Raw genomic sequence first — 26573 nt, 5'->3', positions numbered from 1 at the left:
GTCAGTTCACCTCGCTGAAAATAGCGGCCAGTTCTTCTTCCGTCTTTGCACTGATCAGCCGTTCGATGTTTTCTTCCTCTGAGCAGATGATGGCGATGTTTGACAGGATGTCTAAGTGTTCATTGTTTTTTCCGGCGATACCGAAAACGACCTTTGCCGTATTGCCTTCACCGTATTCCACACCATCCGGAATCTGGATGACGGAAATGCCTGAATGAAGCACCTCATCCTTTGCATCTTCCGTGCCGTGCGGGATCGCGATGAAATTCCCCATAAACGTGGATGATGTTTCTTCACGTTCGAACATTTTTTCCACATAGCCGTTCTTCACGTAGCCGTTATCAATCAATGTCTGTCCCGCGAGACGGATGGCATCCTCTTTTGAGTTCACCGTCTGGTTCAGTTTGATGTTCGCTTTAGCCAATACTTCCATGATGAAGATCCCTCTTTCTGTTTGATTAGTTTTTAAGCTTTTCAATCAGTTCATCGTATTTCGGGCTGTTCAAGAAATTATCAACCGAAATGTGCACCGCCTGCGGCAGCTTCGCTTTCGCGCGGTCAGTCAGGTCCTTATGCGTAATGACGATATCCGCGTCATTCGGCAGATTATTGATCGACGTATTTGTCACATCGATATCCAGGTCTGCTTTTTTCACTTTGTTTCTTAAAATGGAGGCGCCCATTGCGCTCGATCCCATACCCGCGTCACACGCGAAGATAATGCGGCTGACTTGGTCAGCGGAAATATCAGCGGCGCTGTTTTCCGGCTCTTCCTCTTTGTCTGCCAATGCGGCCGCCGCTTCGCTTTTCCTGCCTTTCATTTCCTGCATTTTTTCCGCCGCGGCTGTCAAATCTTCTTCGCCTGCTTTAGACGATTTCAGAATAAGCGCCGAGACGATAAACGATACGGCCGCGGCAACGATGACGCCCGCCAGCACGCCGAGATAGCTTCCTTTCGGCGTCAGCGCCAAAATGGCGATGATGCTTCCCGGAGATGATGCGGCGACAAGACCCGCGTTAAAGATCGAGAATGTAAGCAGTCCGCTCGCTCCCCCGGCGATCGCCGCGAGGATCAGCATCGGTTTCATTAAAATGTAAGGGAAATAGATTTCATGAATCCCCCCGAAGAAATGAATGATCGCCGCTCCCGGAGCCGTCGATCTTGAAGAGCCTTTCCCAAAGAACATATATGCCAGTAAAATACCGAGTCCCGGCCCGGGGTTCGCTTCCACTAAGAACAGAATGGATTTACCCGCTTTGGCGGCCTGCTCGATTCCGATCGGACTTAAAATGCCGTGGTTGATCGCGTTATTCAGGAACAGGACTTTCGCCGGCTCTACGAAAACGCTTGCAATCGGCAGCAAATTCGCGTGGACAATGACTTCCACACCTGCCGCCAGCAATTTGTTAAGAGACAGGACAACTGGGCCGATCGCATAAAATGCGATAATCGTCAGCACAGCTCCGATAATTCCCGCCGTGAAGTTGTTGATCAGCATTTCAAAACCCTGTCTGACTTTATCTTTAAACACACGGTCTAATTGTTTAATGAGATAACCGCCCAAAGGCCCCATAATCATTGCCCCTAAGAACATCGGAATGTCCGCTCCGACAATGACTCCGATGGCGGCCGTCGCTCCGACGACTCCCCCGCGGTGATCGTAAATCATTTTTCCGCCCGTATATGCGATTAAAAGCGGCAGTAGATACGTAATCATCGGGCTTACCAATGTATTCAGCTGCGGATTCGGAAACCATCCCGCTGGAATAAACAGCGCGGTGATAATTCCCCATGCGATAAATGCACCGATATTCGGCATGATCATACCGCTTAAATAACTGCCGAACCGCTGTATCTTCACTTTCATGCCAGCTTGCTGTTCTTGCTGCATGTTCATTCCCTCCCTGTTTGCTTGCCTTCAGATGAAAATAAATAAGACACGGGGTTTCTCTCTCCCCTGTGTCTTCATTATAAAACGCTTACAATCCCCATTCAATGAAAAGTAAAGAGGAGTTTGGCACAGAGACTGTGACAACTCCTTAACAAAAAAAAGACACCTCATCAAAGGTGTCTTACCGCTTTCTGTATATAATGTGTCCTTTAGTGACGACGAGTTTGGCAATGAGCCGCTCACTGACAATAAACACCGGATACGCACATACGAGCGCGAAAATGGCGGCCGGTACATACCGCGCTGCCGGAAACATCGGCATGACGGCGGTTCTGGCCATCTGCACAAGATAAATCAAAAGCACCGTGATCGCAATGGCCGCAGCCATAATCGGAGCGGATACTTTATATTCACGCAATTTCACATGGCAATGCCCGCACTGAAACTGGCATGGGATCATGGATGATCTGACCATGTCGCCTGTAATCGGCTTGCCGCAGTTCGGGCAGGTCGTTTCTTTCATGTTTATTCCTCCATTCAACTCTTCTATTATAACAGAGTCTGACTACGTCTTTTACATTTGTGATTGTTCAACATTTTTTCACATATTTTATCATCAGACTCTTGTGTGCATTTGTGAAAACATCTACTCTTAGAGGGAGGTTCATCACTCATTCGCATAAAAAGGAGGATGCAGAATTGCTTCCGATTCACAGACAGCAAACCTTGCTTGAATGGCTGAAAGAAGAGGGCGCGCTGAAAATTTCTGACTTAAGCGAGAGATTCGGCGTCTCCGAGATGACCGTGTACAGAGACGTCAATCAGCTGGCGGATGCAAACCGGATTATCCGGACACCCGGCGGCATTACGCTCCCTACCGCTTCAGAAGGAAGCGCCAATCAATGCGGCTATTGCCTGCGGCCGATTCAGCATTCGTATTCTGTTCAGCTTATTACCGTTTCACAAGCCGTTGAGCAGATGTGCTGCATTCATTGCGCGATTTTGCGGTATGAGGATAAAAAGGAAGAAGTGTCCCATGTCATTTGTAAAGATTTTCTCCTCCAGACGACGCTGACGGCCGCTTCCGCATACTTTTTAGTCCATGCCGATATTGACCTTCACTGCTGCCGGCCTCAGGCGATTCCCTTCTCAACGCTTGATTACGCAGAACGGTTTCAAAAAGGATTCGGCGGGGTCATTTGCACCTTTGACGAGGCGGCGGACATCATCTTACACGACAGGCAGAAGGGATGCACCTGCAGCAAGACATAACAACAACCAACCGGAAGGCGGTGTCATCATCCATGAGACAGAACAAACGCTGGCTCATCTTTTTGCTGTTCCTTGTTTTGATTCCGAAAACAAGCTTCGCCCACGCCTACATCACAAACTCAAATCCGGGTGAGAACAGCGAATTAAAACAAGCGCCGAAGCAGATTGAAATTGAGTTTAATGAACAGATTGAAGAAGGCTTCCACTCCATTAAGGTCTATAATTCATCCGGCGAACGGGTTGATGCGGGCAAAACGGTGATTCAAAAAAATAATGCCCGCATCATGACCGCGGCATTGAAAAAAAAGCTGCCGCATGATATTTACAGAGCGGAGTGGAACGCGGTATCGGCCGACGGACATCCGGTATCCGGCGTCATCCCTTTCAGTATCGGAAAAGCCGGCGGAGAACTTCAGGAGCAGACATCATCGCAAGCGGCGCTTCATCCCGAAGCGGCCATCGACCGCGGTATTTTGTACACCGCTCTCTCCCTGTTTATCGGCACGGCTTTTTTCCATCTGTTTTGGTACAGAAATAATAAAGATTCATCAAAAGCAAAACGAACTGTAAAGCTGCTCGTGATTTCTTTATGTTTAACGGGGCTCGCGCTTATCTGCCAGCTCCCGATCCAGACGAAAGAAAACGCGGGCGGCGCTTGGAGCGCCGCGTTTCAGCCGGACTATGTAAAAGAAACGCTTCTGAAAACAGCAGGCGGGTACGTCTGGATGATCCAGATCAGCTTATTTATCCTGCTCGCCCTGTCCATGATCCCGCTGTTGAAGAAGAAAGCATTCCGGTCATTTGCGTACTGGACGGCGCCGCTGTTATTCTTCTTCGCTTCGCTTTTGGCAAAAGCATTCGCCGGGCATGCGGCGGTTATCGACGAAAAAGCGGTCGGCATCGCGATGGACTTTCTCCATTTATCGGCCGCGTCTGTATGGATGGGCGGTATCGCCGCGCTTGTGCTGCTTCTTTCATCAGAGTGGAGAAAACCCGATAAAACCATTGCTTGGGAAACGGTCAGACGGTTTTCTCCTTGGGCGTTCGCCTCTGTCGGTGTGCTGTTATTTTCAGGCGTGCTGAACGGATTTTTCATTATCCGCACGTTTGATTCACTCTTTCACACCGCTTACGGTAAGACGCTCCTTTTGAAAATCGGACTGTTTGTCATCATGCTTGTGCTCGGCGCCGTTCACGTATGGATGACGAAGTTCAGCAGAAAAAGGAGCATCAGCGCAACGATAAAGGCCGAATGGGCACTAGGCATTGCGGTGTTATTTACAACCGCCGTCTTCACAAGCCTGCCCAGTCCGCCGCCGCCTGCGCCATTGCCTTTTAACGGCTCAGAAACGATCGGAAACGGGGAAACCCTGTCCTTGCACATTACGCCGAACCAGCCGGGTAAAAATGAATTTCAAGTCATTGTCACCGATCACAACGGCAGCTTGGTAAAAGACATTCAGCAATTTACGGTCACTGTTTACCAGACGGGCTTCAGCGGCAAACAGCATGAAAGCACCTTTGATTTGAAGAAGACGAAGGAAGGCACATTTGAAGCCGCCAACCTGTCCATCACCGAAAAGGGAAACTGGAAGATCAAAGTCCACGGGCTGACAAACGATTTTAATGAAATCAACCAAATATTCTCAACGACAAACTAAGGAGTGTATCTCATGTTGAAAAAAAAGGCTTTATTATTCATATCCGCCGTGACCCTGTCACTCGTCGGTTTTACGGCGACAGCAAGCGCCCACGTCTCAGTCAAACCCGCGGAATCCGCGGCCGGTTCTTGGGAAACGTACACGATGAAAGTGCCTGTGGAAAAGAATGAGCCGACAACGAAAGTCGTGCTGAAAATGCCCGCCGGCGTTGAATTTCAGCAATATCAGCCGATTCCGGGCTGGAAAACATCCGTATCCAAACATGATGACAAAGCGGTCTCCGTCACTTGGGAAGCAAAGGACGGCGGCATTCAGCCCGGCCAATTCCAGCAGTTCACGTTCGTTGCGAAAAATCCTGAAAAGAGCGGAGATGCCGCTTGGGACGCTTACCAATATTACAAAGACGGCAGCATTGTAGAATGGACGGGTGATGAGAAAGCCGACACGCCCCACTCGATTACGAAAATCACGAAATCAGCCAGCGTGACGGATGCGCACGGAGCTGAACAGTCAAACGAAGAAAGCAAATCCGGCGTATCAGCGCTTGATATTGCGGCCATCGTTCTGTCAGCTGCGGCGATTATCCTTTCCATCGCGGCGCTTGTAAAGAAAAAACGCGCGTAAGCAAAAAGCGATCCGGCTCTAAAGAGCCTGCGATCGCTTTTTTTCTTATCCGCGGCCTGCCTGGAATGACGGATATTTGGTCATTCCTCCGTCAGCAAACAGCGTAATGCCGGTCACGTAGCTTGATTCCTTCGACGCAAGCCAGACGGCGACAGCCGCGATTTCTTCCGGCTCACCGATATATCCCATCGGAATCATGCTTTCCACATCTTTTCTCTGAACGGGATCCGCAAATTTTTCCGCGTTGATCGGCGTATTGATGGCTCCCGGTCCGATATTGTTAACACGGATGCGTTTCGGCGCGTACTCAAGCGCCAGCGTTTCCGTCATCAATTTGATACCGCCTTTACTCGCCGCGTAGTGAACAAACAGCGGCCATGGAATCATTTCATGTACGCTTGACATGTTAATGACGTTTCCTTGAATATCATTCTCTACGTAATATTTAATGGCTTCGCGGCTTCCTAAGAAAGCGCCGGTCAGATTGGTATTGATGACTTTGTTCCAGTCTTTAAGCGGCATTTCATGCGACTGAACCGGATTTTCCATGCCGGCGTTATTGATCATGACATCCAATGTGCCGAATTCCCTCACCGCGGTCTGCACGATGTTTTTGACATCTTCTTCTTTTGTGACGTCTCCTTGAACGATGACCGCTTCGCCTCCCGCTTTTTGAATCTCTTCTTTAACGATTTGGGCGTCTTTTTCATTACTATAGTAGTTAACCACGACTTTCGCCTGCTCCTGTCCGAAGCGGATCGCCATCGCTTTTCCTAATCCTGATGAAGCTCCCGTAATGGCAACGACTTTTCCCTTTAAATCCGTGTACATGTTCAAACCTCCTGCATATGTTATGAATTTGATTTCGCAACGCCTAAGAATACCGCGGCCACAATGATCAGGATAATCCCGATGGCAATCGCGACCAGCTGACGCTTCGTTTTGCTCTCACGGAGAATGAAGATTCCGCCGAGCGTGCTGATGACGATCCCCATTTGAGAGAGGGAAAAACTTGTCGCAACTCCGACGCGCGGCTGTGAGATGAACAGAAACATATTCCCGAGCGCCCAGATGATTCCCGGCAGAATGTTCTTGAGGGCGTACTTATTAAACGGTTTATGCTTGTACGTCAGGAGCAGTCCGCCGATGACCATCCCGATCGCCTGCGGCAGTAGCGCTGACCATCCGGATACGCCGAACAGCCGGGCCACAACGACATAGACCAAATAACCGAGCGTGGAGATCAGCAGGATGACAATGCCTTTTTTTAAGTTTCCCGGTTCTCCGTCCGCCCGCCCCTTTTTATCTTCTAAAGATGTGAGCACAATCCCGATGATGATAAAAATAAGGGCGAGAATACCCAGCGTAATCGCGATCGGGGTTGACCATTCTTTGAATACGATCACACCGAACAAAGAAGTCGAGACGAGCTGCATTCCCGTTGATATCGGCATCGTTTTTGAAACGCCCATCAGCTGTATGCTTTTAAGCTGATTGCTTTGGCCGAGCGACCAAAACAGCCCCGAGATGATGCCGACAATAAAAATGCGCCCAGACAGCACCGGGTGGACAAACAGATACAGCACAAACGAAACGATGAGCGCCCCGATTGTCGTTCCCAGCGTCTGGCTGTAAGGCCCGCCGCCTAATTTGACGTTAAATAACACGATGCTCCCCCAAAATAAAGCCGGGAGAAGAGCCAGTAATATATCCATGATGGCGACCTTCTTTCAATCGTATTTGCTGTTATTTTGTCTGGAATCGAACCGATTATTCCCGCAAGATCAAAAAAGCCTGCCGGCGATATTCACCGGCAGACCGCTCAATAAAAACAGCCCCGCTTAGTAGCGGGGCTTTCTTTTCGGCTCATTAAAGTCCGATAGACATGTATTTGGTTTCCAGGTACGGTTCAATGCCTTCCGTACCGCCTTCACGGCCGATGCCGCTTTCTTTCATTCCTCCGAACGGCGCTTGAACCGCGGACGGACCGCCGTCATTCCAGCCGATGATGCCGTATTCAAGCTGTTCAGAAATATAGATGCCGCGGCGGTAGTTTTCTGTGAAGAAATAAGCCGCAAGCCCGAACGGCGTATCGTTCGCAAGCTTGATCGCTTCATCAATATCTGAGAACGTAACGATCGGCGCAACCGGGCCGAATGTTTCTTCATGCATGATGTTCATGGATGTATCTACATTTGAAAGCACGGTCGGCGTCACGAAATAGCATCCTTTTTCATCGTTTTGGTCATACGTTCCGCCCGTGAGCACTTTTGCGCCTTTTTCCACGGCGTCATTAATTTGGCCGACGATTTTATCGAAGCCTTTTTTGTTGATGACAGGGCCGACGTTTACGCCTTTTTCAAGACCGTTTCCGACTTTGAGTTTCGCAGCTTCTTCACTCAGTTTTTTCGCAAACTCGTCTTTTACGGATTCGTGTACGATCAGCCGGTTCGCACAGACGCAGGTTTGGCCGGCGTTTCTGAATTTAGAGGCCATTGTTTGGGCTACCGCCAGATCAAGATCAGCGTCTTCATCCACGATCAGCGGCGCATGTCCGCCAAGCTCCATTGACATATGTTTTACGGTGTCGGCGCTGTTTTTCATCAGGATTTTGCCGACAGGCGTTGAGCCAGTAAAGGTAATTTTACGGATTTTCGGGCTGCTGGTAAAGACGTTTCCGATTTCGGCTCCGTCACCGATCACCACTTGCAGCACGTCCTTCGGAATTCCCGCTTCATATGCGAGACGCGCAAGGGCGTAAGCGGAAAGCGGCGTATCCTCCGCCGGTTTGATGATGAACGTACAGCCTGCTGCCAAAGCGGGCGCGGCTTTTCTTGTAATCATCGCATTCGGGAAATTCCACGGCGTGATCGCGGCTACCGGGCCGACCGCCTGACGGGTGACGACAATCCGTTTGCCCGTTGTCGGCGCAGGTACGGTTCTGCCGTAAATCCGTTTTGCTTCTTCGGCGAACCATTCAATATAGCCGGCGCCGTATAAAACTTCTCCGACCGCTTCTTCGTACGGTTTGCCGTTTTCTTTCGTAATTAATTCCGCAAGTTCTTCTTTATGTTCAACAATCAGCTCATACCATTTTCTCAAAAGTGAGGCACGTTCTCCCGCTGATGTTTTGGACCATGATTGAAACGCTTGATGTGAACGTTCAATCGCTTTTTCAACATCTTCGGCCGTCTGCTGAGGGATGCTTTCGATCGCCTCTCCCGTTGCCGGATTGTACACTGTTAATTGTTCTGGCATATTGAACATTCCTTTCTCTGCTATAGTAAAGCCATTGAATGCTTGTTGATGTATCTCATACTTTCATGATAGCAGACACATCCGCCGGCATTCCAATAATTGAACTCACAGAGCTGCTTCGATAATAGAAAGGCCTTCTCTGAGCTGCTCATCCGTCACGACAAGCGGCGTCAGGAATCTGATAATGTTGCCGTTTATGCCGGCCGTCAGCAGCAGCAGTCCGTTCTCGTTCGCCGTTTTAGCGATCGCCGCGGCTTTTGCTTTGTCCGGTTCCCGCGTGTCCGGATCTTTGACAATTTCGATGGCCGCCATCGCGCCGAGTCTGCGCACTTCTCCGATGCAGGCATGCTCTTTTTTCCACTCGAGCGCTTGATGCTCGATGATCCGGCCGATCTCCTCGGAACGCTGATTCAGCCCTTCTTCTTCAATAATATCCAAGACCGCAAGCGCAGCCGCACAGCCGAGCGGGCTTCCCGCATATGTGCCTCCAAGTTCCCCCGGCGCGGCGGCATCAAGCATTTCCGCCCGGCCGATGACGCCGCTCAGCGGCAATCCGGCCGCAAGTGATTTGGATACGGTGATCAAATCCGGAACGGCTCCGAAATGTTCAATCGCAAAATACGTTCCCGTTCTGGCAAAACCGGTCTGAATCTCATCCGCTACAAAAACAATGCCGTGTTTTTTACAAAAAGCGGCGACGTGCTGGACGAAACGTTTTGACGGAATGATGAAGCCGCCTTCTCCCTGAACCGGCTCCATTACGACACAGGCGACGGTTTCCGGTGCAACTGCAGCGATAAAGAAATCCTCAAAAGCGCTGATGATAAAGTCGTCATACTGCTCGTCGCTCATGCCGGCCGGCTTTTGATAATAGTAAGGAAACGGCGCCTGATACACCTCTGAGGCAAATGGGCCGAAACCGAATTTATAAGGCTTCACCTTGCTCGTCATGCTCATCGTCATGTTCGTGCGGCCGTGGAACCCTCTTGTAAATGACACGACAGCCTGGCGCTTCGTATATTTTCTGGCGATTTTCACGGCGTTTTCCACCGCTTCCGCCCCCGAATTGAGAAAAATCGCTTTTTTCGCATGATCTCCCGGCGCAAGGGCGCAAAGTTTTTCGGCCAGCTCAATATAAGACGGATACATCATAACGTTAAAACCCGGGTGAATCAGATCCTCCGCCTGTTTCTTCACGGCCTCCACCACTTTCGGATGGGAATGGCCGACATTCAGCGTCCCGATCGCTCCGGCAAAATCAATGAATCGTCTGCCATCCAAATCGTACAAAAGCGCCCCTTCCCCTTTTACCGCCATGCCGCGGTTTCCATTGCCGACCCCCTTGGAAACGAATTGATCCCGTTTTTGCTGCCACTGGGCAGTTGTCACTTCCGATGATGCTGTTCGACTCATAGATTCCATCCCCCTGCATTGTTTTCTTATCATTCTGACTTCTTTTTGGTATGATGAAAAGTACCAAAATCAATTTATCCATGGTATCAGAAAGGAGCAGGGTCTGGATGCTGACGATTTCCATTGATCATTCGGAAACGGCCGATTATATCTATCAGCAGATCTATCAGCACATAAAAGCGGCCGTTTTGAAGCGCAGCCTGATGCCTCACACAAAAGTGCCGTCTAAACGGGAGCTTGCCGAGACGCTGAAGGTCAGCGTGAATTCAGTGAATTCAGCTTATCAGCAGCTGCTTTCGGAAGGTTATTTATATGCGGTCGAAAGAAAAGGTTTTTTCGTGGAGGAAATTGATACGGTTTATCATGAAGAGGCGCCTTCGCTCCTATTGCCTGATGATTTGAAAGAGCGGGAGCCGGATAAGAGCGGCTGGATTTCGTTTTCTCATATGAGCGTGGATACGGCGCATTTCCCCCTGAAAAGCTGGTTCCGCTGTGAGCATAAAGCAGCCGCCCGTTCATTTCATACACTCGGAGAACTCGTCCATCCGCAAGGTTTATATGAAGTCCGTGAAACAATTTCGCGCCTTATTTCCCTGACAAGGGGCGTTACATGCCGCCCGGAACAAATCGTGCTCGGAGCGGGCACGCAAATGCTGGTGCAGCTGCTGACGGAACTGCTGCCAAAAGACGCGCTCTACGCCATGGAGAACCCGGGATATATGAGGATGTACCGGCTGCTGCAAAACCTCGGGAAAAAGACAGCAACGATCGGCCTTGATGAGAAAGGCATGTCCATGGCCGAAATCGAAAAGCGCCGGCCCTCTGTATTGATCACCACGCCTTCCCATCAATTCCCCTCAGGCGTGATCATGCCGGCTTCCCGGCGGATTCAGCTTTTAAACTGGGCCGCCGAACAGAACGGCCGCTTCATCATTGAAGATGATTATGACAGTGAATTTAAATATGACGCCGATACGATACCGGCGCTTCAAAGCCTTGATCGGTTTCAAAATGTCATCTACATGGGGACCTTTTCAAAATCCCTTTTCCCAGGTCTGCGCATCAGCTATATGGTTCTGCCGCCCGGGCTTTTGCGGACGTTCAAAGAGAGAACGTATGACCTGCATACGTGCAGTACGCTTGCCCAGCTCGCGCTGAAAGAATTTATCGATTCAGGTGAATATCAGAAACATATTAAAAAGATGAAGCAGCATTATAAGAACATGCGGGAACGCCTCATTTCGGCTTTGGAAGAAACATTCGGAGAAAGAATAAGTGTAAAGGGCGCCAATGCGGGGCTTCATTTTGTCACGGAGTTTGACTGCGCCCGTTCAGAAAAAGAGATATTGGCACGGGCGGATGCAGAACAGCTCGATCTGTTTGCGATGAGCCGGTTCCGTCTGAAAGCGGGAGGCGATTCAAACAAACCGCAGCTTATCCTGGGGTTCGCCCGTCTGAAGGAGAGCGATATTCAAGAAGGCGTCCTCAGGCTTTACCGGGCAGTTTTCGGCGCATAAAAAAACCCCCGGAATTCGGGGACTTATTTACCAGCGGTCCGGTTCTGTCTGCAAAATCGCCTCCAGCAGGCCGGGAAACGCCGCTTGTAAATCATCTTTGCGCAGGGAATAATAACGGTGCTTCCCGTCTATGCGCACTTGGGCGATCCCCGCTTCCCGCAGCACTTTGAAGTGATGGGACAGCGTTGATTTAGCGACCCGGACATCAGCGCAGGTTCCGCACGTTTTTTCTGTTGTTTCCGCCAATTGTTTGACCAGCTCTAAGCGGAGCGGATCACTCAGAGCATGAAGAACCTTTGTCAGCTGTAAGCGTTCGGTTTCAGGATGGTTTGGAATGTTCATGAGTCAAATGTAACACATAAAAGCGGCGGGTGACAATTTAGGCGGTGAGGGTTTTTCCTTTACCTTTCGCAATGAAACATGTTACATTTAGTTCGATAATATTCGAACTATAACAAATTAACCCAATCAGGAGGAATAACAATGATCGTCTTACAGGCTTACATGAAAGTAAAAGCGGATAAACGCGAGGAATTTTTAGGAGAAGCGCAATCACTTCTTCAGCATTCACGCGCGGAAGAAGGAAATGTGCAATACGATCTTTTCGAAAAAGTCGGTGAGGAGAATACATTCGTCATGCTTGAACAATGGAAAGATGAAGAAGCAATGAAATTCCATAACGCAACTGACCATTTCCAAGGATTCGTGGCAAAAGCAAAAGAAGTGCTGAGTGCGCCGCTTGACGTCGTCCGCACAGAACTGTCAGAGTAACGAAAGGATGAATGACATGAACGAAGTCCTTCAATTATTAACAGACCACCGTTCCATCCGCAGCTACACAGATGAACCTGTATCAGATGAACAGCTGGATCTTATCATCCAAGCCGCTCAGGCAGCGCCGACTTCCATTAACGGTCAGCAATTTACCGTTATTGCGGTGAAAGATAAGGAACGGAAGAAAAAAATATCCGAATTGGCGGGCGGCCAGCCTTGGATTGACCAAGCGCCGGTTTTCCTTTTATTCTGCGCTGATTTTAACCGCGCCAAAATTGCACTTGAAGAATATAATGATACACAGCTTGAGATCACGAACGGTTTAGAGTCCGTTCTAGTCGGAGCCGTAGATGTCGGGATTGCGCTGGGTACGGCAACGGCTGCGGCTGAATCAATGGGACTCGGCACTGTGCCGATCGGCGCCGTGCGCGGCAAGCCGGACGAACTCATTGAATTGCTGAAACTTCCGAAATACGTTTTCCCGGTTTCCGGTCTCGTCATCGGCCATCCGGCAGACCGCTCCGCGAAAAAACCGCGTCTGCCGCAAGCAGCCGTTCTGCATCATGAAACGTATCAAGAAGAAGATTTAAGAACCCATATCGAGGCCTATGACAAGCAGATGTCCGAATACATGAAAAAACGCACCGACGGACAGGAAACAAGAAACTGGTCACAAGGCATCACTTCCTACTATAAGCAGGTTTATTATCCTCACATTCGTGAAATGCTTGAAAAACAAGGATTTAAGACGGATAAATAAACGTATCAGCCTGCCGGAACACTCCGGCAGGTTTTTTCTATTTCTCAAACAAAAGCGTTGACACTATGTAAAAATTTTTGTTAATATTTTCATCATATACTCATTGGTTTTCTGTGAACCGATGGGTTTTCTATTGTGACGAAAGAAGGAATCTGGGCTTATGAATGATAAGAAAACGGATATTCTGCTGGCGGCAAGGAAGCTTTTTTCCGGGAAAAGCTTTTCGTCAGTTTCGATGCAGGCGATCGCAGAGGAGTGCAAAGTCTCCAAAGCGTCTTTATATAAGCTGTTTGAATCAAAGGAAGACCTGCTCCTGGAGCTGCTCGATTTTAACCAGAAACAGATGGTAGCCGCCGCTTCATTATTGAATGAAGAAACAAGCCTCTCCCCTGAGGAACGGTTTGCCAAAAAACTGATGGCTGAGCTTGAAGGCTTCAGGCGCAATCAGCAGTTTTTTAATATGCTGATGTACGGAAGCCCCTCTTCCATTAATGAGCGGGTAAAACGGCATATCCACAGAGCCCGCTCCACCTTTATCTGCTGGCATCGCGATTCACTGATTCAGACGTACGGCGAAGACATTATTCCTTATGTATGGGAGCTGGTGATCGTCCTGCAGGGGCTCCTGAGAGAATGCATCACGCTGATTAAGCTGGAAAAAGAACCGCTCGCCCTGGAGCCGCTCACGGAGTTTATCATCCGCCATCTCAATCTTATCGTCGAAAACAGGACAACCGAAACCGCATTGCCTCAGGAGATGATTGACCTTTATATCGCCTCCGCTTCCTCATTTGAGCCGAAAGACAAAAACGTATTGCTGGCTGAAAGCCTGAAGGAACTGAAAGAAGCGGTCTCAGCCCTTCCGGAGGAAAAATATGACGCCGCAGGACTCGCTTCCGCGGCGGCTATGCTGGAGAAAGAATCAGCGGACAAACAGCCGCGGGATTTTCTTATAAAAGCGCTCATCGGTTATTTGGAGCAGGCCGGACCGCTGCACCAGCCGCTTGCAGCCGTTAAAACATTGCTCAAACTATAAAGAAAGAAGGAATCAGCTTGAATAAGAGTATTGAAACTGCACCATACAAACGCTCTGTCATTGTCGGGATTCTTTTGGCGGGAGCGTTCGTCGCCATTTTGAACCAGACACTGCTTATTACGGCGCTGCCGCACATTATGAATGACTTCAATATAGACGCCAACAAAGCACAATGGCTGACAACATCGTTTATGCTGACGAACGGGATTTTGATTCCGATTACTGCATTTTTAATAGAGAAATTTACGAGCCGCACCCTCTTGATTTCCGCCATGAGTATTTTCACGGCGGGCACCATTGTCGGCGCATTCGCCCCGAATTTTCCGGTGCTCTTAACGGCCCGGATTATTCAGGCGGCCGGCGCCGGGATTATGCTGCCTCTCATGCAGACGGTATTTCTCACGATTTTCCCGATGGAAAAGCGCGGCCGCGCCATGGGTATGGTCGGCTTGGTTATTTCGTTCGCGCCGGCGATCGGCCCGACGCTTTCCGGATGGGCGGTCGAAGCATTCTCTTGGCGGTCTTTGTTTTATATTATCTTCCCGATCGCGGTCATCGATTTGCTTTTAGCGATTATTCTGATGAAAAACGTCACGACATTACGAGAAACACAGATTGATATTTTATCCGTGATCTTATCGACCCTCGGATTCGGCGGTCTGCTTTACGGCTTCTCAAGCGCCGGTTCATCAGGGTGGACCAGTGCTGAAGTGCTGACTTCGCTGCTTGTCGGAGCGGTCGCGCTGATTTTCTTTATCGCAAGACAGATGAAGCTCAAAAAACCGATGCTGGAATTCCGCGTGTTTTCTTTCGGGATTTTCAGCCTGACCACCCTGCTCGGAACGCTTGTCTTCGCGCTGCTGATCGGAACGGAAACCATTCTCCCGCTTTACACGCAAAAAGTCCGGGGCGTATCCGCGTTTGATACCGGATTAATGCTTTTGCCGGGCGCGATTGTGATGGGAATGATGTCTCCGTTTATCGGCCGGGTGTTTGACAGAATCGGCGGAAAAGGCCTTGCGATGACCGGATTCTTCATCATCCTGCTCACGTCCCTGCCGTTTATGAATCTGACAGACTCGACGTCTCTCATTTGGATTGTCGTCGTTTATACCGCGCGGCTTTTGGGAACAGCGATGATTATGATGCCGGTGACGACAGCGGGAATCAACGCCCTGCCGCGCCACTTAATTCCGCACGGCACAGCCATGAACAATACCGTCCGCCAAGTCGGGGGTTCTATCGGTACGGCGCTTTTAGTTTCCGTGATGAGCAGCCAGGCCGCACACGCCAATGCGTCAACTCCGGGAAACGCCGCCCTGCACGGTATGAATGCGGCATTTGTCGTAGCCGCCTGCATCGCGCTGGCCGGCTTCCTCTTATCTTTTACATTAAAGAAAAAACCGCGTCAGCCCGAGCAGCAGCAGGCGGTTACGCGGTAAACCAAAAAGAACCCGATCACATATGTGACCGGGTTCTTTTTTTACTTCTCAATTCCGTCTTTTACTTCTTTCACCATCTGCGCCATGGATTCCAGGCCGCCTCCTGATAAATACCATGTAGCTGAATCAAGGTAGACAACATGGTTGTTTTTCACAGCTTTCACCGATTTTACATAATCATTTTCAACCACTTGTTTTGTTGAAGATTTTGTGCCGATCGCTGTTCCGCGGTCAACGACAAACATGTAATCAGGGTTTGTTTTGGCGATATATTCATAGGAAATGCTTTGTCCGTGCAGTGAGGCTTCGATGTTTTTGTCAGCCGGTTTGACGCCGAACACATCATGAATGAAGCCGTATCTTGATTTAGATCCGAACGCGCTGATTTTGCCGTCGTTCGCCATCACCACTAACCCGTTTTTATCCGTGCTGCTTGTCTTTTTCTTCAGATCGGCAATGGATTTGTCAATTTTCGCAAGCTTATCTTTCACTTCATTTTCTTTGTTGAAGATTTTGCCGATCACTTCGGTGTTTTGCTTGAATCTGTCAACGTAGTTTGTATAGTCATCATCAAGATAAATCGTCGGCGCGATTTTTGAGAACTCTTTATAAGAATCAGATTGTCTGTGAGCGATAATGATTAAATCCGGATCAATATCCGCGACTTTTTCAAAATCCGGTTCTTTTAAACCGCCGGTATTGGCGTATTTATCACTATTATATGAAGATAAGTATTTTGGAAGGTTTTGTTTCGGAAGTCCCGCCACGTGATCCTGTAAACCGAGTTCATCCATCGTGTCCAGCATTCCGAAGTTGAATACGACGACTTTTTTCGGATTCTTCGGCACTTTGACTCCTTCTTTGTTCAGATCATCTTTGATTGTGATTGTTTCTTTTGATTTGCCTGATGTTTTGTCCCCGTTTCCGCATGCAGAAACAACAAAAATCGTAACGAGCGCAATGAATAGCAATGCGAATTTTTTCATGATTTTCACCTCATCTGGTTTTTAAGAAAAGTACACACCGATCCGCTGACTGTCAATCTCTTGAATCGGGATGGTCATATCATAAATATCTTCAAGCACGGAGGTTTCAATGATCTCCTCCGCCGGCCCTTCTTTGACGATCCGTCCGTTTTTCAGTGCGACGATATGGTCTGAATACACGGATGCGAAGTTGATATCGTGAATCACTACGACGACCGTTTTTCCGAAGTCTTCCACAAGCCGCTTCAACAGCTTCATCATTTCAACGGAATGCTTCATATCTAAATTGTTCAGCGGCTCATCGAGAAAAATATAGTCCGTATCCTGAGCGATGATCATCGCGATAAACGCCCTCTGACACTGGCCTCCGCTGAGCTGATCGAGGTATTTATCCTTTAAATCATCCAGCTTCATATAACTGAGGGCCTGGTTGATATGCACCCAATCTTCATCCGTCAGTTTCCCTTGGGAATACGGAAATCTGCCGAAGCTGACCAGGTCTTTAATTGTCAGTCTGATATTGATTTGGTTCGTCTGCTTCAAGATGCTGATTTTTTTCGCCAGATCGTTGCTTTTGCAGGCCCCGATCTCTTGCCCGTCGACCGTGATTTCCCCGGAATCCGTCTTAATCAGCCGGCTCATGATAGACAGCAGCGTACTTTTTCCCGCGCCGTTCGGACCGATAAATGAGGTGAGCCTGCCCTTTTGAATGGATAGAGACGTTTTCTCAAGGACGGTTTTCCCTCCGTATTGTTTGATTACATTTTTGACCTCTACCATGATTTATTCTCCTTTAACAGCAGATAGATAAAATAAATCCCGCCGGCAAAATTAATGATGACGCTCAGCGTCGTGGAAAATGTGAACACTTTCTCCACGACGAACTGGCCCCCGACGAGCGCGACGATGCTGATCAGGACAGAACCCGCGATTAAATACGTGTGCCTGTAGGTTTTTAAAAACTCTCTCGCCAGATTGACGACAAGCAGTCCTAAAAACATAATCGGCCCGACAAGAGCCGTAGAGACAGACACAAGAATGGCGACGACAATGAGCATCTGTTTCACAAGCTTATCGTAATCAATCCCAAGGTTGACGGCGTGCTCCCTGCCGAGCGACAGCACGTCAAAAAACCGCGTGAACCGCCAGACATAAATGCCTGTCAGAAGAAAGACAGCACCGGCAAACCATAAAAGATCGGTGTTGATATTGTTAAAGCTGGCAAACATTTTGTCCTGAACAACCTGGAACTCATTCGGATCAATCAGCATCTGCATAAAGGATGACAGACTGTTGAACAGCGTGCCGAACACGACGCCGACAAGCAGAAGGAAAAACACGTTCCGCCCCTCGCCTTTAAACATGAGCTGATACAAAACGAGTGACAAGAGCACCATCAGCCCGACGGAGATGACGAAATTAAGATTTTTGTTCATCATGACGATATTCATTGAACCGAACAGGAACACGATGACGGTCTGAATGAGCATATACAGGGAATCGAGGCCTAAAATGCCCGGTGTCAGTATGCGGTTATTTGTAATCGTCTGGAAGATGACCGTTGAAAACGCGATCGCTCCTCCGGTGAGCATCATGGCAAGCACTTTGAAGCATCGTCTCGGCAGGGAGTATTCCCAATTGCCCAGTCCGTAGAACAGGAAGAATCCGATACATATCATGGCGAGCGCCGCCAGCAGCGTAATTTTTTTATTATGACTCATATGCTTTTCTCCTTAACAGCATATACAGGAAGATGCCGCTGCCGATAACACCGACCATCAGGCCGATGGAAATTTCGTACGGGAAGATGATCACCCTTCCCAAAATGTCGCAAAACAGCACAAAAACAGCGCCCAGCAGAGCGGTGTGAGGCAGGCTGCTCCTCAGGTTGTCCCCTTTGTAAATCGACACCATATTGGGAATGATCAAACCGAGAAACGGCAGCATCCCGACGGTCAGGATCACCAGTGAAGCGATGAGCGACACGATAATCAGACCGATATTGACGACGCGTTTGTATTTCAGGCCGAGATTGACGGAAAAGCTCTCTCCCATTCCCGCCACCGTAAATTTATCCGCATACACATAAGCGATGATCACCAGCGGGATACTCAGATATAAAAGCTCATACCGGCCTTTGACGACCAGTGAGAAATCCCCCTGCAGCCAGGACGACAGGTTTTGGATCAGGTCGTATTTATATGCGATAAACGTGGCGACTGAACTGACGATATTCCCAAGCATTAAACCGACGAGAGGAATAAAAATCGCATCATTAAACTTGATTCTCTCGAGGATTTTCATGAACAGGAAATTTCCCGCCAACGCGAAAACGAAAGCGATAGACATTTTCACAAGCGGACTGGCTGATGTAAAAAGCATTAATGAAATCAAAATTCCGAGCCTTGCCCAGTCCATCGTTCCCGCAGTCGTCGGCGATACAAATTTATTCCGGCTGATCTGCTGCATGATTAATCCGCAGATGCTCAGGCTCATGCCGGCGATGATAATGCTCACCAAACGCGGCAGCCGGCTGTCAAACAATGTACCTGCCTGTTCTTTATTTAAATGAAAAATATCCAGCGGCGACAAATCTTCTACACCGATAAATATAGAAGTACACGCCAAAACCGCCAGTAGCAAAAGTAAGTAACGTAGCTTCATGCTGCCTCCCTGCACCCATCACAAACGGTATGACTGATTGCCAAACAACTCCCATATACCCCACTCGTAATGATTATCATTATCAACGACAATTATAATCTTATCATCTTTCCAAGCGCAGTCAATACAGTTTTGCTTTCAAAAGCGGTCATCCGCGGGCCGTACACTAAATTGTCTTACAATCAGTCTATCAAGAATTTGCAAGATATTCTATAACCTTCATTTGGCTGCTTATCATTTTTTACACATGATGACACGCTTGAGGGAAACAAATCTGACAAACAGCGGAAAAATTCCTCCATGAAAATACAAATGTTCTCCCCACGCAGAAAAATCCTTGATTTACATGTTTGAAAGAGAGATAATAAAAATTAAATTTGTGAGAAAATTTAAATATTAGGGGATGTAAATCATGAAAGTTGTAAAATTCGGAGGCAGCTCCCTTGCGTCAGGAGCCCAACTTGAGAAAGTGTTTCAAATCGTGACGGCTGATCCCGCGCGGAAAGCCGTCGTCGTATCGGCACCGGGAAAACGCTTCTCGGACGATACAAAGGTGACGGATCTGTTAATCCGCTGTGCGGAGCATTATTTGCAAAAAGGTGCAGCGCCCGAGCTTGCCGAAACGGTCATTGAACGGTACGCAGCCATCGCGCGTGAGCTGAATCTGGATTTCTCTATTATAGAGAGAATCCGCAGTGACCTATTCGCTCTCTTAAACAGCTGTAAAACCAATCCCGAACAATATATGGATGCGGTGAAAGCGAGCGGCGAGGACAACAACGCGAAGCTGATCGCAGCCTACTTCCGGCGGCAGGGCGTGAAAGCGGAATACGTAAGTCCGAAAGAAGCGGGGCTGTTTGTGACGAATGAACCCGGAAGCGCGCAGGTGCTCCCTGAGTCTTATGATCATTTGTACCGCCTGAGAAACCGGGAAGGCTTGATCATTTTTCCGGGATTTTTCGGTTACACGAAGGAGCATGAGATTGTGACGTTTTCCCGGAGCGGTTCTGATATTACCGGCTCCATTCTCGCCAGCGGCTTAAAAGCCGACTTGTACGAAAACTTTACTGATGTGGACGCCGTCTATTCCGTCAACCCGTCAATCGTGCGGCATCCGAAAGAAATTAACGAACTGACGTATCGGGAAATGCGTGAACTCTCCTATGCCGGATTTTCCGTTTTTCATGATGAAGCGCTGATTCCCGCATTTCGGGCCGGCATCCCCGTTCAGATTAAGAATACGAATAATCCGGATGCGAAAGGAACACGCGTCGTCAGCAGCCGTGACAACACGAATGGGCCAGTCATCGGCATCGCAAGCGACACGGGCTTTTGCAGCATTTACATAAGCAAATATTTAATGAACCGGGAAATCGGTTTCGGCCGCAAAGCCCTTCACATTTTGGAGGAAGAAGGATTGACGTATGAACACGTTCCATCCGGCATTGACGACATCACGATCATCCTCCGGCACAATCAGATGGACTCAGAACTGGAACACAGGCTCGTCACCCGTCTGAAGCAGGAACTTCAAGCAGATGAGGTCACAGTCAGGCATAATCTGGCGCTGATTATGGTCGTCGGGGAAGCGATGCGCCATAATGTCGGCACAACCGCCAGGGCATCCAAAGCACTGTCGGAAGCCGGCGTCAACATCGAGATGATCAATCAAGGGTCATCGGAAGTCAGCATGATGTTCGGAGTGAAAGAAGAACAGGAAAGACACGCGGTGCGGGCACTGTATGACGAATTTTTTGCCGGAGTCTTACTCTCATAGGACACCGCCTCTTTTTTCTCTTGTCCACTAATATCCCTTACAAAGCAGCTTCTTTTACATATTGTATGGTATAGACAATATGGAGGTGAAGCTCATGTCAGGATATTCTGGAATCAGCTCTTTCGCTTTGATCGTTGTTTTATTTATCCTGTTGGTTATTGTAGGTACTGCCTATGTTGGCGGTTTCTAAGCATCGCTCCGTCTATATGAGGACGCTGCAGGTTTTGACCTGCGGCGTTTTCTTTTGTTTTCCGCCGCTGTCCGAGTCCGGCCGCGCAAAAAAAGACTGCCGGGAACATTCCCATGCAGTCTTTTCCTTTGTTCAGGCTATTTTCTTCTCACGTCATTCCTCTTTCAGCTACATGGAATTCAGCCTGATCTGTCTGGCCTGCTCCTGTCACTGTAAAAATCGCGGCGGCTGCTAAACAAATAACAAACCATTTAGATTTCAATTTCATACAAACCCTCACTCCTTTGTATTTGTTTCCTTGCCTCTTCGACTTTCAGAAAATAGTCAGAAGAAATCTTAAAGCAATTTTGTTCATAGTAATATTTAGCTGCTTCTAGTGCTAAATCCTCTATATCGGCGTATAAATTTTTATCTTCCAGGTAACGGAAACACGCGCTGATTGTTTCCTCATCCGGTTTCGCCTGATACAGAGCCTGCAGCCATTCGAATTTTACCGTGTAAACGGGATCGTCTGTTTCTTTAGCATATTCATATCCCCGCTTGTGATATTCCGACGCTTTTTCTTTTTTTCCGAGTTTAAAGTAAATGAGTGTGATTAGAAAATATGCTTGAGGAAGAGAATTGACGATTCTTTGTGATTCAAATGTATCAACCGCCCGTTCAAAGTACGGAATCGCTTCGCCGATGCGGTCCTGATTGTAGTAGCACAGTCCGAGGTTATACAGCGCCCTCCCGACAAGCTGCGCTTTTTGTTCTTTTTCGGCCATTTGCAGAGCGTGCTGAAAATGTTTGGCCGCCTGTTCAAAGCGCCTTTCATCCATTAAATTGACGCCGAATACAAAATGGCATTGAATGATCCGGACGTTATATGTGTCCTGCTCTACGTAAATTTCATAAGCGTTTTTTATATGTATCAAAGAAAAATACGTTTGTTTCATATGATAATAAGCTTCGGCCACTTTAAAATAAAACTCCGCCCGTTCCACATGGTCCGATACGAAGGCCAGTTTTTTCTCAGCTTGTTTATAATATGTAATCGCTGAGATAAATTCTCTTTTATCAAATTCAAACATGCCTTTGAAAAAGTTGACGTAATAATCGAGAAGCCCTTTGAGGCCGGCCTGGCTGTTATCAATGTTATCAAGAATTTCCGACAGGGTCGGCTGGTCTTCTATCTTCAGTTTTTCCAGCGGCTCCAAGTAGTCCAGCATCAGCTGATGGCGAAATTCCATGAGGGAATAATAAAGCACTAAGTTCGAATCAGGCTCCATATGGTCAAGCTCTTGTTTGATCTCGGCCTTCAAGATCTCCGCATCCGGCACGCTGAATGTTCTGATGTATCGATACCACTCGTTAATTTTCTGCCCGACTGCTGAAGAAGGAATTAACCCGCTCTTCATTCCTTCACCCTCCCCATCCAAGACCTGTTTACCAGTTATTTTATCACGTTTCCGTCTCTTTCCATCCCGAAAAACACGCAAACTTTGTTTCGGCAGAGCGCAATTTTCCGAGTGGAGTTAAAACAGACGGCGGCCAGACGGGACCGCCGGTTTCAAGATTATTCATTTTTCGTATTCAGCGGAAGGCGGATTGTAAAGGTCGTGCCTTTCCCTTTTTCGCTGTCAATATCTATCGTGCCTTTGTGCATTTCGACGAGCTGCCTGACGATGGAAAGGCCGAGTCCGTATTCGCCGTATGCCGTATTCGTCCGGGACACATCCGCCTTATAAAACCGCTCCCATATATGCTCAATTTCTTCTTTGGAGATGCCGATCCCGGTGTCTTCGATTTCAATCACCGTTTCTTTATAGCCTTCATACCCGCGCAGCGTGATGTCTCCGTTTTGCGTAAATTGTATGCTGTTTTTCGTGATGTTGACGAGAATCTGGATCAGCCTGTCATAATCGGCGTATACTTTGACGCCGTCCTCCACTTGAATCCGCAGCTGATTTTGTTTTTCCTCCGCCTGCTGATTGAGATGCTCTTTAATAATTTCAAACACCTCGATGAGCGGCAGACTGAGCTTGTCCAGTTTGATTTGCTGGGATCTGATTTTTTCATAATCCAGGTTTTCTTTCACGAGCCTGAGCATCCGCTTCGTTTCTTCGCTGATCAGCGAGAAGCATTTCTCTTTATCTTTTTCCGGGATGGTGTTGCTGTTAAGCCCCTCCACAAGTCCGTTAATGGTCGTCAAAGGCGTTCTCAGCTCATGGGAGACATCGGCGATAAATTGGCGCCTCCGCTTTTCAAGGCGGTCAATCTGCTCTCTCGATTGCTTCAGATTTTTGGCCATGATGTTGAAATCGGACGCCAGCATGCCGATTTCATCGCCGCCGCTGTTCTTGAGCGAAATATCGTAATCACCTGATGCCACTTTTCCGGTCGCATCCCTCAATGTCTGAATCCGCTTGACGTGAAATTTAGATAAAAGCCAGCTCAGCAGAATCGTGATGATAAGGGTGCTGATGATCGCGTAAATCATATAGCAGTTGACCTGGCTGATCATCTGCTCGACACCTCTGACGGGAGACACGAGCAGCACCGCGCCTTTAAATTGATCGTTGATAAAAAGCGGTTTTGCGACAAGCGATACTTCCAAGCCTTCCGTATTAAAACGGTTCATCTCCGCTCTGATCTGAACGGTTTTCCCTTGCTTCAGCATGTGCCACTCTTTACTTTTCAGCTTCTCGCGCGGCGGCATATCGTCAGGAAAAAAGTAAGGCCGCTGATGTTCATCAAAAATAATAAACCTGGTCTCGCGCGTTTTTAACATGTCCTGATACGGATACAGGCGGCGCAGATCAAGATCACGGCCGTTCAGCTCACTTGTGATCTGCTGCGCGTAAGATGACAGCTCATCCACTTTATTTTGATACGCAAAATCTTTCACAAAGTGCGAAAACAGGGAAATGATGATGAAAAAGGCCAAAATCAAAATGCTGACATGGCTTAACAGCAGCTGATATAAGTATTTAATCCTCATCAAATTTGTATCCTACCCCCCACACCGTGTATAAAAACGGTTTTTCGTCACTGGACAGTTTTTTGCGCAGCCGTTTAATATGAACATCAACCGTACGTTCATCGCCGTAAAATTGATAGCCCCACACCTGCTCAAGCAGCTGCTCTCTCGAAAAGACCTGGCGCGGGTTTTGTGCGAGATAAAAGAGCAGATCGAATTCCTTCGGCGTCAGATTCTCGACAGGTTTTCCGTGCAGAAACACTTCCCGTGTCTTCTTATTGATTGAAAAACACGACGTTTCGATCAAGTCGTCGCTTTTTACGGCCTGCCCCGTCGCCCGGTATCTTCTGATCACCGCTTTAATCCGCGCTACTAGTGTCAGCGGGCTGAACGGCTTGGTGACATAATCGTCGGCCCCCATTTCAAACCCGATCACCTGATCGGACTCCGTGTCCTTTGCGGTCAGCATAATAATCGGCACACTGCTCGTCTCTCTTATTTTCCGGCAGATCGTCACTCCGTCCATGGATGGAAGCATAATGTCCAGAATGACCAAATCCCAGTCCTCTTCCGTGAACCGCTGATAGCCTTCCACTCCGTCATGGACAAATTCGGCTTCAAACCCTTCTTTAAAAAAGAACATTTCCGTCATGGTGCATACGCTTATATTGTCTTCTATCATTAATATCTTCATTGGTTCCTCCGCTTATCTTGACGCTTTTTCTTATAATAGCACCATTTTACTCGGATGTTTTCGGGTTTCACAATTGTTAGTTTTTATTTCATCACCCGGAAATAGTTTGTTCATATTTTTTTCATACATTTCTCCTACTATATACATATCGGATGACCGGTGCTAAAGAAGGCCGGTTTTACAAGATCTGACACCCACACGGAGGAACAGACATGAACTTTATAAAAAGAGCCTTTTGGAGCATGAAGGAAAAAAAGGGAAAAACATTTTTGCAGCTGGTTGTGTTTTCAGTGATTTGCATTTTTGTCCTGTCCGGTCTTACGATCCAGTCAGCGGCAAAGAAATCAAGCGAACTGGCAAGGCAGCAGCTCGGCGGGAGCGTCACACTCCAGGCTGACCGCCAAAAGCAAATGGCGCAGCAGCAAAAAGACGGTGAAAAGAGGACGTTTGAATCAACGCCGATTTCCGTCTCAGATGCCAAGAAGCTTACATCTTTACAGCATGTTAAAAATTACAACTTCCTCACGACAGCGTCAGCAAATGCAGAAACCTTTGATGCGATAAAAAGCTCAGGCGAATCAGCCAGTTCCGGCGCCGGCCGTTTTCAAGGCGGCGGAAGACAGATGATTTCAGCGGATATCTCGATCGAAGGCGTGCTCTCTACGGCATTGCTTGATGATTTCACAGGCGGGAGTTCAAAAATCACTGACGGCCGCGCCATCACAAAAACAGATGCGGACGCAAAAGTCGCCGTGATTAATGAAACGCTGGCAGATCAAAACAAGCTGAAGGTCGGCGGCTCCATTACCGTTTCCTCAGCAGCGGATGATTCTGTGAAAACGAAGCTTAAAATTGTGGGAATCTATAAAACAACATCATCAGGAGACGATCAGGCACAGCATTTTTCATTCTTAAATCCTGACAATAAAATCTATACGCCTTACACCGCCGCGGCGGCGTTAAAAGGGTCTGATAACAAAAACAAAATCAGCTCAGCCGTTTATTATATGGATGATGCAAAATATATTGACTCGTTCGTTGCGGCTGCAAAAAAAGCATCTATAGATGATAAAACCTACGCGCTGACGACAAATGATCAGGTGTATCAGCAAATGGCCGGTCCGATTGAAAATGTCGCGTCATTTTCTAAAAACGTCGTGTACCTTGTATCCATCGCGGGCGCGGTCATTCTCGGGTTGATCGTGATGATGTCGATCAGGGAACGTAAGTATGAAATGGGTGTCTTGATGGCGATCGGCGAGAAGCGCTGGAAGCTCATCGGACAATTCTTAACGGAAATTCTGGTTGTCGCCGTGATTGCCATCGGGATCGCATCCGTCACGGGCAGCCTTGTGGCGAATCAGCTCGGAAATCAGCTTCTTTCCCAGCAGGTCAGCTCAGCCGATGATTCACAGCAGCAAACAAGCGGCTGGGGCGGAGGAGAAATGCCGCGGGGAGGCGGCTTGTTCGGTCAGCATTCATCCGGCGCGGATGTCATCAGTACAATGCAGGTAAACGTCTCGCTGAATGACCTTCTGATTCTTGGCGGGATCGGCGTCGCAATTGCCGTCATCGCCACATTACTGCCGTCTGTATCAGTCATGCAGCTTCACCCTAAAACGATCCTGACCAAGCAGGAATAAGAGGAGGC

27 protein-coding genes are annotated in these 26573 nt (G+C 48.3%); 11 read left to right on the top strand and 16 right to left on the bottom strand.

Annotated elements, in window-relative coordinates:
- Position 1: 1 nt before the first annotated feature.
- The 3 genes from SB847_RS17295 to SB847_RS17285 form a co-directional block, all read right to left on the bottom strand.
- A complete protein-coding gene (locus tag SB847_RS17295; protein ID WP_012116817.1) occupies positions 2-433 on the bottom strand; it encodes a PTS mannitol transporter subunit IIA in 432 nt (143 codons plus the stop codon).
- Between the two features lie 25 nt (positions 434-458).
- Complete coding sequence (locus tag SB847_RS17290) at positions 459-1898, bottom strand: PTS mannitol transporter subunit IIBC (protein ID WP_014720723.1); 1440 nt, start codon at positions 1896-1898, stop codon at positions 459-461.
- 175 nt (positions 1899-2073) lie between these two features.
- Positions 2074-2415, bottom strand: coding sequence for a hypothetical protein (locus SB847_RS17285; RefSeq protein WP_003156306.1), 342 nt, complete (start codon positions 2413-2415; stop codon positions 2074-2076).
- Between the two features lie 176 nt (positions 2416-2591).
- On the opposite strand from SB847_RS17285, the gene SB847_RS17280 reads away from it, so the two are divergent.
- From SB847_RS17280 to SB847_RS17270, 3 genes are read left to right on the top strand one after another with little or no spacing between them, the layout of a single operon-like run.
- The gene (locus SB847_RS17280) at positions 2592-3164 is read left to right on the top strand and encodes a DeoR family transcriptional regulator (RefSeq protein ID WP_410578184.1); all 573 of its coding nucleotides are present in this window, start codon (positions 2592-2594) and stop codon (positions 3162-3164) included.
- Between the two features lie 32 nt (positions 3165-3196).
- Positions 3197-4825, top strand: coding sequence for a copper resistance CopC/CopD family protein (locus SB847_RS17275; protein WP_410564643.1), 1629 nt, complete (start codon positions 3197-3199; stop codon positions 4823-4825).
- A gap of 12 nt (positions 4826-4837) precedes the next feature.
- Positions 4838-5449: a YcnI family copper-binding membrane protein gene (locus tag SB847_RS17270; RefSeq protein WP_007410287.1), complete on the top strand. Its 612-nt coding sequence runs from the start codon at positions 4838-4840 to the stop codon at positions 5447-5449.
- Positions 5450-5494: 45 nt separating this feature from the next.
- On the opposite strand, the gene gdh is transcribed toward SB847_RS17270, so the two are convergent.
- The 4 genes from gdh to gabT all read right to left on the bottom strand — a co-directional run bounded on the left by gdh (position 5495) and on the right by gabT (position 10120).
- Positions 5495-6280 (bottom strand): glucose 1-dehydrogenase, encoded by a 786-nt coding sequence (gene gdh, locus SB847_RS17265; protein ID WP_410564640.1) that lies wholly within the window; start codon positions 6278-6280, stop codon positions 5495-5497.
- A gap of 20 nt (positions 6281-6300) precedes the next feature.
- The gene (locus SB847_RS17260; RefSeq protein WP_003156317.1) at positions 6301-7164 is read right to left on the bottom strand and encodes a RhaT/GlcU family sugar-proton symporter; all 864 of its coding nucleotides are present in this window, start codon (positions 7162-7164) and stop codon (positions 6301-6303) included.
- A gap of 154 nt (positions 7165-7318) precedes the next feature.
- Positions 7319-8707, bottom strand: a complete 1389-nt coding sequence (gene gabD / locus SB847_RS17255; protein ID WP_101669996.1) for a succinate-semialdehyde dehydrogenase — start codon at positions 8705-8707, stop codon at positions 7319-7321.
- Positions 8708-8812: 105 nt separating this feature from the next.
- A complete protein-coding gene (gabT, locus tag SB847_RS17250; RefSeq protein WP_349553297.1) occupies positions 8813-10120 on the bottom strand; it encodes a 4-aminobutyrate--2-oxoglutarate transaminase in 1308 nt (435 codons plus the stop codon).
- Between the two features lie 107 nt (positions 10121-10227).
- Between gabT and gabR the strand changes: the two genes are divergently transcribed.
- Complete coding sequence (gene gabR, locus SB847_RS17245; RefSeq protein WP_130571613.1) at positions 10228-11637, top strand: MocR-like transcriptional regulator GabR; 1410 nt, start codon at positions 10228-10230, stop codon at positions 11635-11637.
- 27 nt (positions 11638-11664) lie between these two features.
- Here the strand turns inward: gabR and SB847_RS17240 are convergent, their stop codons facing one another.
- Positions 11665-11979 carry an ArsR/SmtB family transcription factor gene (locus SB847_RS17240; protein WP_012116810.1) on the bottom strand — a complete coding sequence of 105 codons (315 nt, stop codon included), beginning with the start codon at positions 11977-11979 and terminating at the stop codon, positions 11665-11667.
- A gap of 141 nt (positions 11980-12120) precedes the next feature.
- Here SB847_RS17240 and SB847_RS17235 point away from each other — a divergent pair, with 141 nt between their 5' ends.
- The 4 genes from SB847_RS17235 (at position 12121) to SB847_RS17220 (ending at position 15649) form a co-directional block, all read left to right on the top strand.
- A complete protein-coding gene (locus SB847_RS17235) occupies positions 12121-12408 on the top strand; it encodes a putative quinol monooxygenase (RefSeq protein WP_032872892.1) in 288 nt (95 codons plus the stop codon).
- A 16-nt stretch (positions 12409-12424) separates the two neighbouring features.
- Positions 12425-13171, top strand: coding sequence for an oxygen-insensitive NADPH nitroreductase (gene nfsA, locus SB847_RS17230; protein WP_410564634.1), 747 nt, complete (start codon positions 12425-12427; stop codon positions 13169-13171).
- Between the two features lie 160 nt (positions 13172-13331).
- Positions 13332-14207 carry a TetR/AcrR family transcriptional regulator gene (locus SB847_RS17225; protein WP_012116807.1) on the top strand — a complete coding sequence of 292 codons (876 nt, stop codon included), beginning with the start codon at positions 13332-13334 and terminating at the stop codon, positions 14205-14207.
- Between the two features lie 17 nt (positions 14208-14224).
- A complete protein-coding gene (locus SB847_RS17220) occupies positions 14225-15649 on the top strand; it encodes an MDR family MFS transporter (protein WP_007609408.1) in 1425 nt (474 codons plus the stop codon).
- 41 nt (positions 15650-15690) lie between these two features.
- On the opposite strand, the gene SB847_RS17215 is transcribed toward SB847_RS17220, so the two are convergent.
- Genes SB847_RS17215 through SB847_RS17200 form a run of 4 tightly spaced genes read right to left on the bottom strand, consistent with a single transcriptional unit; the run spans position 15691 to position 19299 of the window.
- Complete coding sequence (locus tag SB847_RS17215) at positions 15691-16635, bottom strand: siderophore ABC transporter substrate-binding protein (protein WP_003156329.1); 945 nt, start codon at positions 16633-16635, stop codon at positions 15691-15693.
- Positions 16636-16656: 21 nt separating this feature from the next.
- Positions 16657-17415 carry an iron ABC transporter ATP-binding protein gene (locus tag SB847_RS17210; RefSeq protein WP_410578180.1) on the bottom strand — a complete coding sequence of 253 codons (759 nt, stop codon included), beginning with the start codon at positions 17413-17415 and terminating at the stop codon, positions 16657-16659.
- Entirely contained in the window at positions 17409-18356 is a 948-nt protein-coding gene (locus tag SB847_RS17205; protein ID WP_014416905.1) for an iron chelate uptake ABC transporter family permease subunit, read from the bottom strand. The genes SB847_RS17210 and SB847_RS17205 overlap by 7 nt, the downstream gene beginning before the upstream one ends.
- Entirely contained in the window at positions 18346-19299 is a 954-nt protein-coding gene (locus tag SB847_RS17200; RefSeq protein WP_032872883.1) for an ABC transporter permease, read from the bottom strand. The genes SB847_RS17205 and SB847_RS17200 overlap by 11 nt, the downstream gene beginning before the upstream one ends.
- 412 nt (positions 19300-19711) lie before the next feature.
- Between SB847_RS17200 and SB847_RS17195 the strand changes: the two genes are divergently transcribed.
- Positions 19712-21076, top strand: coding sequence for an aspartate kinase (locus SB847_RS17195; RefSeq protein WP_007609394.1), 1365 nt, complete (start codon positions 19712-19714; stop codon positions 21074-21076).
- Positions 21077-21155: 79 nt separating this feature from the next.
- Positions 21156-21266 carry a YjcZ family sporulation protein gene (locus SB847_RS17190; RefSeq protein ID WP_369719092.1) on the top strand — a complete coding sequence of 37 codons (111 nt, stop codon included), beginning with the start codon at positions 21156-21158 and terminating at the stop codon, positions 21264-21266.
- 148 nt (positions 21267-21414) lie between these two features.
- On the opposite strand, the gene phrC is transcribed toward SB847_RS17190, so the two are convergent.
- The 4 genes from phrC to yclJ all read right to left on the bottom strand — a co-directional run bounded on the left by phrC (position 21415) and on the right by yclJ (position 24922).
- Complete coding sequence (gene phrC, locus SB847_RS17185) at positions 21415-21534, bottom strand: phosphatase RapC inhibitor PhrC (RefSeq protein WP_003156334.1); 120 nt, start codon at positions 21532-21534, stop codon at positions 21415-21417.
- Positions 21518-22666, bottom strand: a complete 1149-nt coding sequence (locus tag SB847_RS17180) for a Rap family tetratricopeptide repeat protein (RefSeq protein ID WP_007410270.1) — start codon at positions 22664-22666, stop codon at positions 21518-21520. Before SB847_RS17180 ends, phrC begins: the two co-directional genes overlap by 17 nt.
- Before the next feature lie 158 nt (positions 22667-22824).
- The gene (gene yclK, locus SB847_RS17175; RefSeq protein ID WP_410564626.1) at positions 22825-24252 is read right to left on the bottom strand and encodes a two-component system sensor histidine kinase YclK; all 1428 of its coding nucleotides are present in this window, start codon (positions 24250-24252) and stop codon (positions 22825-22827) included.
- Entirely contained in the window at positions 24239-24922 is a 684-nt protein-coding gene (yclJ, locus tag SB847_RS17170; RefSeq protein WP_007609386.1) for a two-component system response regulator YclJ, read from the bottom strand. Before yclJ ends, yclK begins: the two co-directional genes overlap by 14 nt.
- 212 nt (positions 24923-25134) lie before the next feature.
- Here yclJ and SB847_RS17165 point away from each other — a divergent pair, with 212 nt between their 5' ends.
- Complete coding sequence (locus SB847_RS17165; RefSeq protein WP_410578178.1) at positions 25135-26565, top strand: ABC transporter permease; 1431 nt, start codon at positions 25135-25137, stop codon at positions 26563-26565.
- Positions 26566-26573 lie beyond the last annotated feature (8 nt).

It is taken from the genome of Bacillus sp. SIMBA_026, from assembly GCF_046535335.1.
GTDB classification, from domain to species: domain Bacteria; phylum Bacillota; class Bacilli; order Bacillales; family Bacillaceae; genus Bacillus; species Bacillus velezensis.
Note: the sequence above shows the minus strand (reverse complement) of the source record. Positions and strands in the feature narration are given on the sequence as shown.